General features: G+C 56.1%; 11 protein-coding genes and 2 tRNA genes. 11 read left to right on the top strand and 2 right to left on the bottom strand.

The window, feature by feature from the left end; genetic code table 11:
* The gene (dacB, locus tag EKL29_RS05815) at positions 1-1,434 is read right to left on the bottom strand and encodes a serine-type D-Ala-D-Ala carboxypeptidase (protein WP_126689098.1); all 1,434 of its coding nucleotides are present in this window, start codon (positions 1,432-1,434) and stop codon (positions 1-3) included.
* Positions 1,435-1,684: 250 nt separating this feature from the next.
* Here dacB and greA point away from each other — a divergent pair, with 250 nt between their 5' ends.
* Positions 1,685-2,161, top strand: coding sequence for a transcription elongation factor GreA (gene greA / locus EKL29_RS05810; protein WP_120455408.1), 477 nt, complete (start codon positions 1,685-1,687; stop codon positions 2,159-2,161).
* 121 nt (positions 2,162-2,282) lie between these two features.
* Here the strand turns inward: greA and yhbY are convergent, their stop codons facing one another.
* A complete protein-coding gene (yhbY, locus tag EKL29_RS05805) occupies positions 2,283-2,576 on the bottom strand; it encodes a ribosome assembly RNA-binding protein YhbY (RefSeq protein ID WP_120455410.1) in 294 nt (97 codons plus the stop codon).
* Between the two features lie 126 nt (positions 2,577-2,702).
* Here yhbY and rlmE point away from each other — a divergent pair, with 126 nt between their 5' ends.
* From rlmE to infB, 10 genes are all read left to right on the top strand, one after another.
* On the top strand, positions 2,703-3,332 hold the full coding sequence (rlmE, locus tag EKL29_RS05800) for a 23S rRNA (uridine(2552)-2'-O)-methyltransferase RlmE (RefSeq protein ID WP_120455888.1): 630 nt from the start codon (positions 2,703-2,705) through the stop codon (positions 3,330-3,332).
* 112 nt (positions 3,333-3,444) lie between these two features.
* The gene (ftsH, locus tag EKL29_RS05795; protein ID WP_126689097.1) at positions 3,445-5,370 is read left to right on the top strand and encodes an ATP-dependent zinc metalloprotease FtsH; all 1,926 of its coding nucleotides are present in this window, start codon (positions 3,445-3,447) and stop codon (positions 5,368-5,370) included.
* Positions 5,371-5,455: 85 nt separating this feature from the next.
* Positions 5,456-6,289: a dihydropteroate synthase gene (gene folP / locus EKL29_RS05790; protein WP_120455412.1), complete on the top strand. Its 834-nt coding sequence runs from the start codon at positions 5,456-5,458 to the stop codon at positions 6,287-6,289.
* A gap of 7 nt (positions 6,290-6,296) precedes the next feature.
* A complete protein-coding gene (glmM, locus tag EKL29_RS05785) occupies positions 6,297-7,631 on the top strand; it encodes a phosphoglucosamine mutase (protein ID WP_126689096.1) in 1,335 nt (444 codons plus the stop codon).
* A 216-nt stretch (positions 7,632-7,847) separates the two neighbouring features.
* Positions 7,848-8,183, top strand: a complete 336-nt coding sequence (gene secG, locus EKL29_RS05780) for a preprotein translocase subunit SecG (RefSeq protein ID WP_103794032.1) — start codon at positions 7,848-7,850, stop codon at positions 8,181-8,183.
* Between the two features lie 48 nt (positions 8,184-8,231).
* Positions 8,232-8,318, top strand: a tRNA-Leu gene (locus EKL29_RS05775).
* 59 nt (positions 8,319-8,377) lie between these two features.
* Positions 8,378-8,454: transfer RNA gene (locus EKL29_RS05770), tRNA-Met, on the top strand.
* Positions 8,455-8,663: 209 nt separating this feature from the next.
* Positions 8,664-9,116: a ribosome maturation factor RimP gene (gene rimP, locus EKL29_RS05765; protein ID WP_147402108.1), complete on the top strand. Its 453-nt coding sequence runs from the start codon at positions 8,664-8,666 to the stop codon at positions 9,114-9,116.
* A 24-nt stretch (positions 9,117-9,140) separates the two neighbouring features.
* The gene (gene nusA, locus EKL29_RS05760) at positions 9,141-10,628 is read left to right on the top strand and encodes a transcription termination factor NusA (RefSeq protein ID WP_081136885.1); all 1,488 of its coding nucleotides are present in this window, start codon (positions 9,141-9,143) and stop codon (positions 10,626-10,628) included.
* Positions 10,629-10,645: 17 nt separating this feature from the next.
* Positions 10,646-13,333 carry a translation initiation factor IF-2 gene (infB, locus tag EKL29_RS05755; protein WP_120455416.1) on the top strand — a complete coding sequence of 896 codons (2,688 nt, stop codon included), beginning with the start codon at positions 10,646-10,648 and terminating at the stop codon, positions 13,331-13,333.
* Positions 13,334-13,378 lie beyond the last annotated feature (45 nt).

Below are 13,378 nucleotides of genomic sequence, written 5' to 3'. Positions count from 1 at the left end.
CTAATTGTTCTGATAGATATCCCGATAGAGTCGGCTCTCAAAGCGTACCAGCGGAACGCGCCGCGTGCGTTGCTCCTGCGGCGGTACGGCATAGCCTGACAGGTATTGCACAAAGGCGACGCGCGCGCCGCTGGCGGTGGTAATAAAGCCCGCCAGATTATAGACGCCCTGCAGCGAGCCGGTTTTAGCTGAAACTTTGCCGTCGACGCCCGCCTCGTGCAGACCGCCGCGATATTGCAGCGTGCCGTCATGGCCCGCCAGCGGCAGCATGGAGATGTAATCCAGCGTCGCGTCGTTTTTCGCAATGTACTGCAGCACCTGCATCATGGTATCCGGCGCGATAAGATCGTGGCGCGACAGCCCCGATCCATCAACCTGGATACTGTTGCCTAAATCAATGTTGGCTTTCTCGCGCAGGATGCGGCGAACAGCGTCCGAACCCGCGCGGAAGGTGCCAGGCACGTTGAAATAGTGATGGCCGATGGTGCGGAATACCGTATCGGCAATCATGTTGTCCGATTTTTTCAGCATAGTATGCAACAGCGAATGCAGCGGCGCCGACTGGGTCGAGGCCAGCACGGTGCCCGGCGAAGTGACCTGCGTCTGGCGCACCAGATGGCCGCTGTAATCGATATCGGCCTGACGCAGCTCCTGCTTCAGGATCTCGCCGGCCCAGGCGGCGTCGTCCTGTACGGCGAACGCCAGCGGCAGCGGCTCCGCGCGCTGGCGCATACAGCCGGTCAGCGTATAGCGGTTAAGTTCGCCCGGCACTACGTCGAGTTCGCAATATTGCCCTTCGCCACTGTTGCGGCCAATCGTACGCACCTGACTGAACATATGAGCGGGATAGTAAGAGGCGATGCGCACAAAGGCGGTTTCACCCGGGGCACTGGCGCTATAGAGCGAGACGGAGAAACAGTTTTTATCCACAATCGCCGCGCCCGGCGGCGCGCTGAAGCACTGCGTCAGATCGTTCCACGGCCAGCCCGGCGCCATGTCATGACTGGCGAACACCGAGGTGTCGATCACCAGGTTGCCTTTGATATGGGTCACGCCCTGCTTCTTTAGCGCGGCGACCATATTGCGCAGATCCTGACGGCCCAGCGTAGGATCGCCGGCAAAGCGCGCGACCAGATCGCCGTTTAGCGTGCCGTCGCTGATGGCACCTTTGGTTTCCAGCGTGGTCTGAAAGCGGTAGTCGCCGCCCAGCTCCAGCAGCGCCGCCAGCGCGGTAATCACCTTCATGGTACTGGCGGGCAACGCCATCTGTTTGCCGTGATAATCGATTATCGGGGCGCTGGCGCCCACTTTCTGCACCATCAGCGCCAGATTGGTGCCATCAGGCAAATACTGCATGTATTCATCTACGGGCGCTGCTTGTGCCTGCAGCATAAACGCACAGGTTAGTCCGGTAACAAGTCGTGAAAATCGCATAATCTCGCGGTAACTGGCAGGTGAAGCCGTCAATACTACGTCCCGCAGTGGTGCAAAGTAAACGATGACCAGCAGGGAACTCTGGGTTAAAATACGTATCAAAATGCAAAACCACTTTCTGGCCTGGAACCTTTTCCGGGTCAGGATTCTTTTATTTGCAAAACGAGGGTCAGGCCCTGCAGAACCGGTTTTTCTGTGGACACTGGTCAGGATGACGCCGTTAAAACAGGAAAGAGAGCGAGGAGCTTAAATGAATCAGATTCCGATGACGTTAAGGGGCGCCGAAAAGCTGCGCGAAGAGCTGAACGAACTGAAAACCGTCAAACGCCCGCGTATCATCGCCTCAATCGCTGAAGCGCGCGAGCACGGCGATCTGAAAGAGAACGCCGAGTACCATGCCGCTCGCGAAGAGCAGGGGTTTTGCGAAGGCCGTATTCAGGAGATCGAAGCCAAGCTCTCTAACGCGCAGGTTATCGACGTAACCGCCATTCCGAACAATGGCCGCGTGATCTTCGGCGCGACCGTGACCGTGCTCAATACCGATACCGACGAAGAGTCGACCTATCGCATCGTGGGCGATGACGAAGCGGATTTTAAGCAAAATTTGATTTCGGTTAACTCGCCGATGGCGCGCGGTCTGGTAGGAAAAGAGGTGGACGATGTGACCATCATCAAAACCCCGGGCGGCGATGTTGAGTATGAAATCCTTAAAGTGGAATACCTTTAAGGGACAGCTACGCTTTGAAAAGCGTGGAAGCATTATGTAAAGAATGGAAAAGGCCGCGATGCGGCCTTTTAACCCATGCGGGAGCATGGCACTTTCTCTGGCCGCTTTTACGGCGTGCGCATTAGCGCGGCAGAGAGATCTTGCTCTCTTTAGAAGGGCGATACAGCACCAGCGTTTTACCGATTACCTGCACGTTGCTGGCTTTGGTTTCACGCACGATAGCCTCAACGATCAGCTGTTTGGTTTCACGATCTTCCGAGGCGATTTTCACCTTAATCAGTTCGTGATGTTCCAGCGCGGATTCGATTTCGGCCAGCACGCCTTCGGTCAGGCCGTTGCCGCCCAGCATCACCACCGGTTTCAGTGGATGGGCGAGGCCTTTAAGGTGCTGTTTTTGTTTGGTACTTAGATTCATCGTATTTTTTGCTTACTCAGGGATTGAAAACGGTTCATTCTACCGCCATCTCGGGGTTATCACCAAATCAACGCAACCCATTGCGTGCAGGTTTATCGCTGCGATGACGATTTAGTTGAGAAAATTATGACGGGTAAAAAGCGTTCGGCCAGCTCCAGCCGCTGGTTACAGGAACACTTTAGCGATAAATATGTGCTACAGGCACAGAAAAAAGGGTTGCGTTCGCGCGCCTGGTTTAAACTTGATGAAATACAACAGGGTGACAAGCTTTTCAAACCCGGTATGACCGTGGTAGATCTGGGGGCGGCCCCCGGCGGCTGGTCACAGTATGTGGTGCAGCAAATTGGCTCTTCGGGACGCATTATCGCCTGCGATATTCTGCCGATGGATCCTATCGTCGGCGTCGATTTCCTTCAGGGCGATTTTCGTGAAGAATCGGTGATTAAGGCGCTGCTTGATCGCGTAGGCGATCAAAAAGTGCAGGTGGTCATGTCGGATATGGCGCCCAACATGAGCGGGACGCCGGCCGTAGATATTCCCCGGTCGATGTATTTGGTTGAACTGGCGCTCGAAATGTGTCGGGATATCCTGGCGCCGGGCGGCAGTTTTGTAGTGAAAGTGTTTCAGGGAGATGGCTTCGATGAATACCTGCGGGAAATTCGCTCCCTGTTTACGAAAGTGAAAATTCGTAAGCCGGACGCTTCGCGATCACGTTCGCGCGAAGTGTACATTGTGGCGACAGGGCGCAAACTATAGCCCAATTGATGAAGTTGCAGCCCACCAGCCGCGATTCCATGTATGAAGGATATATAGTACCCTACGCTGTCTGTTAACACCGTTGTAATATGAGGTTAATCCCTTGAGTGACATGGCGAAAAACCTGATTCTCTGGTTAGTCATCGCGGTCGTGCTGATGTCAGTATTCCAGAGCTTTGGGCCCAGCGAGTCGAATGGCCGTAGGGTTGATTATTCAACCTTCCTGTCGGAAGTGAACCAGGAGCAGGTCCGCGAGGCACGTATTAACGGGCGTGAGATTAACGTAATCAAGAAAGACAGTAATAAATACACGACCTACATTCCTGTCAATGATCCCAAGTTACTCGATAACCTGTTGACCAAAAACGTCAAAGTAGTTGGCGAACCGCCGGAAGAGCCGAGCCTGCTGGCTTCGATCTTTATCTCCTGGTTCCCGATGCTGCTGCTGATTGGCGTGTGGATCTTCTTTATGCGTCAAATGCAGGGCGGCGGCGGCAAAGGCGCGATGTCCTTTGGCAAGAGCAAAGCCCGTATGCTGACGGAAGATCAGATCAAAACCACTTTCGCTGACGTGGCAGGCTGCGACGAAGCGAAAGAGGAAGTCGGTGAGCTGGTCGAGTATCTGCGCGAACCGAGCCGCTTCCAGAAGCTGGGCGGTAAAATTCCCAAAGGCGTGCTGATGGTGGGCCCGCCGGGTACCGGTAAAACCCTGCTGGCGAAGGCTATCGCAGGCGAAGCGAAAGTGCCGTTCTTCACCATTTCCGGTTCTGACTTCGTGGAAATGTTCGTGGGCGTCGGCGCATCTCGCGTGCGTGACATGTTCGAACAGGCGAAGAAAGCCGCTCCCTGCATCATCTTTATCGATGAGATCGACGCCGTCGGTCGTCAGCGCGGCGCAGGTCTTGGTGGCGGTCACGATGAACGTGAGCAGACCCTGAACCAGATGCTGGTTGAGATGGATGGTTTTGAAGGCAATGAAGGCATTATCGTCATCGCTGCGACTAACCGTCCAGACGTTCTCGACCCGGCGCTGCTGCGTCCCGGTCGCTTTGACCGTCAGGTCGTCGTCGGTCTGCCGGACGTGCGTGGCCGCGAGCAGATTCTGAAAGTGCATATGCGCCGCGTACCGCTGGCGACCGATATCGACGCAGGCATCATCGCGCGCGGTACGCCGGGCTTCTCCGGTGCGGATCTGGCTAACCTGGTGAACGAAGCGGCGCTGTTTGCTGCACGCGGCAACAAGCGCGTGGTATCGATGGTTGAATTCGAGAAAGCGAAAGACAAAATCATGATGGGTGCGGAACGCCGCTCCATGGTGATGACGGAAGCGCAGAAGGAATCCACCGCGTATCACGAAGCGGGCCACGCGATTATCGGTCGTCTGGTGCCGGAACACGATCCGGTGCACAAGGTGACGATTATTCCGCGCGGACGTGCGCTGGGCGTAACCTTCTTCCTGCCTGAAGGCGATGCGATTAGCGCCAGCCGTCAGAAGCTGGAGAGCCAGATTTCGACCCTGTACGGCGGCCGTCTGGCTGAAGAGATTATCTACGGTGCGGAACACGTTTCCACCGGTGCCTCTAACGACATCAAAGTGGCCACTAACCTGGCGCGCAACATGGTGACGCAGTGGGGCTTCTCAGAAAAACTGGGTCCGTTGCTGTATGCGGAAGAAGAGGGCGAAGTATTCCTGGGCCGCTCTGTGGCGAAAGCGAAACACATGTCCGACGAAACCGCGCGTATTATCGATCAGGAAGTTAAGCATCTGATCGACAGCAACTACCAGCGTGCTCGCCGTATCCTGAGCGAAAACATGGACATCCTTCACGCGATGAAAGACGCGCTGATGAAGTATGAAACCATTGACGCTCCGCAGATCGACGACCTGATGGCGCGCCGCGAAGTGCGTCCGCCAGCGGGTTGGGAAGATCCAGGCAGCAACTCCGACAGCAACGGTACGCCGAAGGCGCCGCGTCCGGTTGATGAACCGCGCACGCCGAATCCTGGCAACACCATGTCAGAGCAGTTCGATAAATAACAGGGTTCTGTTCACCCTTGCAAAAACCCCGGCTGGTCCGGGGTTTTTTACATCCGTTATCAGGTAATCAGAGGAGATTTCCCCTATGAAGTTGTACGCCCGTGATGCCCATCTCGATTTATCGTTTCCCCATGTGATGGGTATTTTGAATGTCACGCCGGACTCCTTCTCCGATGGTGGAAAACATAACTCTCTGGTAGAGGCGCTGACGCACACCAATGAGATGGTTAACGCAGGCGCGACGATTATCGACGTTGGCGGCGAATCGACCCGACCCGGCGCAGATGAAGTCAGCGTCGAAGAGGAGCTGGCGCGCGTGATCCCGGTCGTGGAGGCGATTGCGCAGCGCTTTGAAGTGTGGATTTCGGTCGATACCTCAAAAGCTGAGGTCATCCGTGAAGCGGCGCGAGCAGGCGCTCACATCATCAATGATATTCGTTCGCTGTCTGAGCCTGGCGCGCTGGAGGCAGCCGCGGCGGCTAACCTGCCGGTTTGCCTGATGCATATGCAGGGCGAGCCGCGTACCATGCAGCAGGCGCCTGAGTATCACGATGTCGTCAGCGAAGTGGACGCTTACTTCGAGGCTCAAATTGCGCGTTGCCAGGCCGCGGGCATTAAAAAAGAGCATCTGCTGCTCGACCCTGGCTTCGGTTTCGGTAAGAATCTCAGCCACAACTATGCGCTACTGGCCCACCTCAGCCATTTTCACCGTTTTGAGCTGCCGTTGCTGGTGGGTATGTCGCGTAAATCCATGATTGGTCAGCTGCTGAACGTCGGGCCGTCGCAGCGCCTGACAGGCAGCCTGACCTGCGCCGTGATCGCCGCCATGCAGGGCGCGCAGATCATTCGCGTACATGATGTTAAAGAGACAGTCGAGGCGATGCGCGTTGTCGAAGCGACACGGAGAGCAAAAGGATAATTAAGGCATGAGTAATCGTAAATATTTCGGTACAGATGGCATTCGCGGCAAAGTTGGCGAAGCGCCGATTACCCCTGATTTTGTCCTGAAGCTGGGCTGGGCGGCAGGCAAAGTGCTGGCGCGCCATGGCTCAAGAAAGGTGCTGATCGGCAAAGACACGCGTATTTCCGGCTATATGCTGGAGTCGGCGCTGGAAGCGGGTCTGGCGGCGGCAGGCCTCTCCGCCGCGTTTACCGGCCCGATGCCGACGCCTGCTATCGCCTATCTGACGCGTACCTTCCGCGCCGAAGCGGGCATTGTTATTTCCGCCTCGCACAACCCGTTTGACGACAACGGCATTAAATTCTTCTCTGCTGAGGGCACTAAGCTGCCGGATGAAGTCGAAGAGGCGATTGAGCTGGAGATGGAGAAGCCGCTGACCTGCGTGGAGTCCGCCGAACTGGGCCGCGCCAGCCGTATCGTGGACGCCGCCGGTCGTTACATTGAGTTCTGCAAGGGCACTTTTCCCAGCGAGCTGAGCCTCAACGGCCTGAAAATCGTGGTCGACTGCGCCAACGGCGCGACGTATCACATTGCGCCGAACGTGCTGCGCGAGCTGGGCGCGACCGTTATCGCTATCGCCACGCAGCCCGACGGCATGAATATCAACAAAGAGTGCGGCGCGACCGATCTGCGTATGCTGCAACAGCGCGTGCTGGCGGAGAAGGCCGATCTCGGCCTGGCTTACGACGGCGACGGCGACCGCATCATGATGGTCGACCACCTGGGCGAAAAAGTCGATGGCGACCAGATCCTTTATATTATCGCGCGCGAGGGGCTGCGTCAGGGCCAGCTGCGCGGGGGCGTGGTTGGCACGCTGATGAGCAATATGGGCCTGGAGCTGGCGCTGAAGCAGCTCGGCATTCCTTTTGCGCGTGCGAAAGTGGGTGACCGCTACGTGCTGGAGAAGATGCAGGAGAAAAACTGGCGTCTCGGCGCGGAGAACTCCGGGCACGTTATTCTGCTGGATAAAACCACCACCGGCGACGGCATTGTGGCAAGTTTGCAAGTACTCACTGCAATCGTGCGCAACCATATGAGCCTGCACGACCTGTGCAGCGGCATGAAAATGCTGCCGCAGGTGCTGGTCAACGTGCGCTTCAGCGGCTCCAGCGACCCGCTGGAGAATGAAACGGTGAAAAGCGTAACGGCGGAGGTCGAGAAGACGCTGGGCGGACGCGGACGCGTGCTGCTGCGTAAATCGGGCACCGAGCCGCTGATTCGCGTTATGGTCGAAGGGGAAAATGAAGCGCAGGTCACCGAGCTGGCGCATCGGATCGCCGAGCAGGTAAAAGCGGTTTAAGCGGCTAACGGCGGCGGTTTTTACGCCGATCCGCCGTTAAAATCATCATGATGGCGCTTTTTTCCGCAGTCAGTCGCGTTAAAGAAAATTGCACTTGCAGAGGTATGCGCCTTTGGTTAGTATTCACACCCGCTTCTGATGGGTGATGACGACACGGCCCATCTATACTGGCTGAAGCTTAACTGTGCGGTTATCGCGCAAGGAAACAGGTTGATTATGTACGAAGCTCTTTTAGTTATTTTCCTTATTGTGGCCATCGCCCTTGTGGGTCTGATTATGCTGCAGCAAGGTAAAGGCGCTGATATGGGAGCCTCATTCGGTGCAGGCGCATCCGCAACGCTGTTCGGTTCTACGGGTTCAGGTAACTTTATGACTCGCACTACCGGCATCCTGGCGGCGCTGTTCTTCATCATCAGCCTTGTTCTGGGTAACCTGAACACCAATAAGACTTCAAAAGGAAGCGAGTGGGAAAATCTGTCAGCGCCGGCTCAGTCAACGCAATCGACTCAGCCTGCACAACCGGCAACGCCGGGTAACGATATCCCGAAATAAGTTCGTCATGCTTGCGACGCGACAGATTCAAGTCGCGGTCTGAAAAGTGCCGAGGTGGTGGAATTGGTAGACACGCTACCTTGAGGTGGTAGTGCCCGATTGGGCTTACGGGTTCAAGTCCCGTCCTCGGTACCAAATCTGAGTTTTACTTGCAAAAATCGCAAGATCGGCGTAACATTCGTCACGTTTTCGGACGCGGGGTGGAGCAGCCTGGTAGCTCGTCGGGCTCATAACCCGAAGGTCGTCGGTTCAAATCCGGCCCCCGCAACCACTTTCCCTTAGAGTTCTTTTTCAAATATACTGTGTGCATCGACGGGCGCATCGCAGCGAGTTTTGAAAAAAATTCTTCTGGACGGTGCCGAGCCGCTTAGCGGCGTACAGGGTCCAGTCACAAAAAGCCCCGAATTTTCGGGGTTTTTTGTTATCAGGAAATCGCAACACTGGGCTATTAAGCCCTTTTTTTATGTCTTGGGGGTGGGCTTGTCCACATTAGAGCAAAAATTGACAGAGTTGGTATCGGCTCCAGTAGAAGCGCTCGGCTATGAACTGGTCGGTATTGAATTCGTTCGTGGTCGCACATCAACCCTGCGCATCTATATTGATAGTGAAGATGGCATCAATGTCGATGATTGCGCGGATGTCAGCCACCAGGTAAGCGCAGTGCTGGATGTGGAAGATCCCATCACCGTGGCTTACAACCTTGAAGTCTCCTCACCGGGACTGGATCGCCCCATGTTTACCGCGGAACACTATGTACGGTTTACAGGCGAAGAAGTCAGTCTGGTCCTGCGCATGGCGGTACAGAACCGTCGCAAATGGCAGGGCATCATCAAGTCGGTTGAAGGCGAGATGGTGACGGTGACCGTTGAGGGTAAAGATGAGGTGTTCGCGCTGAGTAATATTCAGAAAGCGAACCTGGTCCCCCACTTTTAAAAGTCCGGATTGAGGCTAACCAGGATGAACAAAGAGATCTTAGCTGTTGTAGAAGCCGTTTCTAACGAAAAAGCCCTGCCGCGTGAGAAAATCTTCGAAGCGCTGGAGAGCGCGCTGGCAACTGCGACCAAGAAGAAGTATGAGCAAGAGATTGACGTTCGCGTCAGCATCGATCGCAAAAGCGGCGACTTTGACACCTTCCGCCGTTGGGAAATCGTAGAAGAAGTCACACAGCCGACGCGCGAGATCACGCTGGAAGCAGCCCGCTTCGAGGATGAAGCGTTCAATCTGGGCGATTATGTTGAAGATCAGATCGAATCGGTCACCTTTGACCGCATCACCACCCAGACCGCGAAGCAGGTTATCGTGCAGAAAGTGCGCGAAGCTGAGCGTGCGATGGTGGTCGATCAGTTCCGCCAGCACGAAGGCGAAATCATCACCGGCGTGGTGAAAAAAGTGAATCGCGACAATATCACTCTCGATCTCGGCAGCAACGCCGAAGCGGTGATTTTGCGCGAAGATATGCTGCCGCGTGAGAACTTCCGTCCGGGCGACCGTATTCGCGGCGTACTCTACGCCGTACGTCCGGAAGCGCGCGGTGCGCAGCTGTTCGTGACCCGTTCTAAACCCGAAATGCTGATCGAACTGTTCCGCATCGAGGTGCCAGAGATCGGCGAAGAAGTCATCGAAATTAAAGCGGCGGCTCGCGATCCGGGCTCACGCGCTAAAATTGCGGTGAAAACGAATGACAAACGTATCGATCCGGTCGGCGCCTGCGTCGGTATGCGCGGCGCGCGCGTACAGGCCGTATCGAGCGAGCTGGGCGGTGAACGTATCGATATCGTGCTGTGGGACGATAACCCGGCGCAGTTTGTTATTAACGCCATGGCGCCGGCCGACGTGGCGTCAATCGTGGTTGATGAAGATAACCACACCATGGATATCGCTGTTGAAGCCGGCAATCTGGCTCAGGCGATCGGCCGTAACGGCCAAAACGTGCGTCTGGCTTCCCAGCTGAGCGGCTGGGAGCTGAACGTGATGACCGTCGATGATCTGCAGGCGAAACACCAGGCCGAAGCGCATGCTGCTATTGATATGTTTACTAAACATCTCGACATCGACGAAGAGTTCGCCACCGTACTGGTGGAAGAGGGCTTCTCTTCGCTGGAAGAGCTGGCATACGTGCCGATCAACGAGCTGCTGGACGTTGATGGTCTGGACGAAGAGACCGTAGAAGCCCTGCGTGAACGAGCCAAAAATGCGTTAACCACCCTGGCGCTGGCGAAAGAAGAGAGCCGTGGTAATCAGGAGCCCGCTGAGGATCTTCTGAATCTCGACGGCCTGGATCGTACGCTGGCGTACCGCCTGGCGGCGAAAGGCGTTTGCACGCTGGAAGATCTCGCCGAGCAAGGTGTCGACGATCTGACGGATATTGAAGGGCTGAATGATGAGCAAGCCGGCGCGCTGATTATGGCCGCGCGAAATATCTGCTGGTTCGGCGATGACGCGTAATAACAGGAAGGAACAGCATGACAGATGTAACCGTAAAATCGCTGGCCGCAGAGATTCAGACCCCGGTCGATCGCCTGGTTCAGCAATTCGCTGACGCAGGGATCCGCAAGTCGGAGAACGACGCGGTCACGCAGCAAGAGAAAGAAACTTTATTGTCTCACCTCAATCGCGAGCATGGTCAGACCGGCTCAAGCAAGTTAACATTGCAGCGTAAGACACGCAGTACCTTGAATATCCCAGGCACCGGGGGTAAAAGTAAATCGGTGCAAATCGAAGTCCGCAAAAAGCGCACCTACGTAAAAGGTGATGCGGAAGCTGAACAGGCAGAAGCAGAAGCCCAGGCTCAGCGTGAAGCGGAAGAAAAGGCGCAACGCGAGGCTGAAGAACAAGCCCGTCGCGAAGCTGAAGAAAAAGCGCAACGTGAAGCCGAAGAGAAAGCCAAGCGCGAAGCCGCTGAAAAGGCGAAGCGTGAAGCAGCGGAAAAAGAAAAAGTGACGAATCATCAAACCGACGATATGACCAAGGCTGCGCAGTCCGACAAAGCCCGTCGCGAAGCGGAAGCGGCTGAACTGAAGCGTAAAGCGGAAGAAGAAGCGCGCCGTAAGCTGGAAGAGGACGCACGCCGCGTTGCTGAAGAAGCGCGCCGCCTGGCTGAAGAGAAATCGGCTGAATGGGAAAAACCTGAGGAAGAGGATAAAGGCGACTATCACGTCACTACCTCGACTCATGCCCGTCAGGCTGAAGACGAAAACGACCGTCAGGTTGAAGCGGGCCGCGCACGTGCGCGTACCACCGCTAAAGCGGCGCGTCCGGCGAAAAAAGGCAACAAGCATTCCGAAGCTAAAACCGATCGCGAAGAAGCGCGCGCGGCGATTCGCGGCGGCAAAGGCGGCAAACACCGCAAGCCAAGCATGCTGCAGCAAGGCTTCAACAAACCTGCTCAGGTTGTTAACCGTGACGTCATCATCGGCGAAACCATCACCGTAGCCGAACTGGCTAACAAAATGGCGGTGAAAGGTTCGCAGGTCATCAAAGCGATGATGAAGATGGGCGCGATGGCGACCATCAACCAGGTTATCGATCAGGAAACAGCTCAGCTGGTAGCGGAAGAGATGGGTCATAAAGTGATCCTGCGCCGCGAGAACGAGCTGGAAGAAGCGGTAATGAGCGATCGCGATACCGATGCTGCGCAAGAATCGCGCGCGCCGGTCGTCACCATCATGGGTCACGTCGACCACGGTAAAACCTCACTGCTGGACTACATTCGTTCGACCAAAGTCGCCTCTGGCGAAGCGGGCGGCATTACCCAGCACATCGGTGCTTACCACGTCGAAACCGACAACGGCATGATCACCTTCCTGGACACCCCGGGCCACGCCGCGTTTACCGCGATGCGTGCACGTGGTGCGCAGGCGACCGATATCGTTATCCTTGTGGTAGCGGCTGACGACGGCGTGATGCCACAGACCATCGAAGCGATCCAGCACGCGAAAGCGGCGGGTGTGCCGGTGGTGGTTGCCGTCAACAAAATCGATAAGCCAGAAGCCGATCCGGATCGCGTGAAGAACGAGCTGACGCAGTACGGCATCATCCCGGAAGAGTGGGGCGGCGAAAACATGTTCGTCAACGTCTCTGCGAAAGCCGGTACCGGTATTGACGACCTGCTGAACGCGATTCTGCTGCAGGCGGAAGTGCTGGAGCTGACCGCTATCCGTGAAGGTATGGCGAGCGGCGTCGTGATCGAGTCCTTCCTGGATAAAGGTCGCGGTCCGGTAGCGACCGTTCTGGTGCGCGAAGGTACCCTGAACAAAGGCGACATCGTGCTGTGCGGCTTCGAGTATGGCCGTGTACGTGCGATGCGTGACGAACTGGGTCGCGAAGTGCTGGAAGCGGGTCCGTCCATTCCGGTGGAAATCCTCGGTCTCTCCGGCGTGCCGGCAGCGGGCGATGAAGCAACCGTCGTACGTGACGAGAAGAAAGCGCGTGAAGTGGCGCTGTATCGTCAGGGCAAGTTCCGCGAAGTCAAACTGGCGCGTCAGCAGAAGGCGAAGCTGGAAAACATGTTCGCCAACATGACCGAAGGCGAAGTTTCCGAGCTGAACATCGTGCTGAAGTCCGACGTCCAGGGTTCTGTGGAAGCGATCTCCGACTCGCTGCTGAAACTCTCCACCGACGAAGTGAAGGTGAAGATTATCGGTTCTGGCGTGGGCGGTATCACCGAAACCGACGCAACCCTGGCTGCGGCATCCAATGCGATCATCCTCGGCTTCAACGTGCGTGCCGATGCCTCTGCGCGTCGCGTCATTGATGCTGAAAACGTCGACCTGCGTTACTACTCCGTCATCTATAATCTGATCGACGAAGTAAAAGCAGCGATGAGCGGTATGCTGGCACCGGAGTTCAAACAGCAGATTATCGGTCTGGCTGAAGTTCGTGACGTGTTCAAGTCACCGAAGTTCGGCGCGATCGCTGGCTGTATGGTCACCGAAGGCAACATCAAGCGTCACAATCCGATCCGCGTACTGCGCGACAACGTGGTTATCTATGAAGGCGAGCTGGAATCTCTGCGTCGCTTCAAAGATGACGTCAACGAAGTGCGTAACGGCATGGAGTGTGGTATCGGCGTGAAGAACTACAACGACGTTCGCGTTGGCGACATGATCGAAGTGTTCGAAGTGATTGAAGTTAAGCGCACCATCGACTAAGCACTGGACGATGTGTTGCAATTTGGGAGGCCGCTGGCCTCCCGA

Source organism: Pantoea sp. YU22 (genome assembly GCF_003970755.1).
GTDB classification, from domain to species: Bacteria; Pseudomonadota; Gammaproteobacteria; order Enterobacterales; family Enterobacteriaceae; genus Pantoea; species Pantoea piersonii.
The sequence above is the reverse complement of the archived record's forward strand: the minus strand, read 5'-3'. Positions and strand labels throughout refer to the sequence as shown.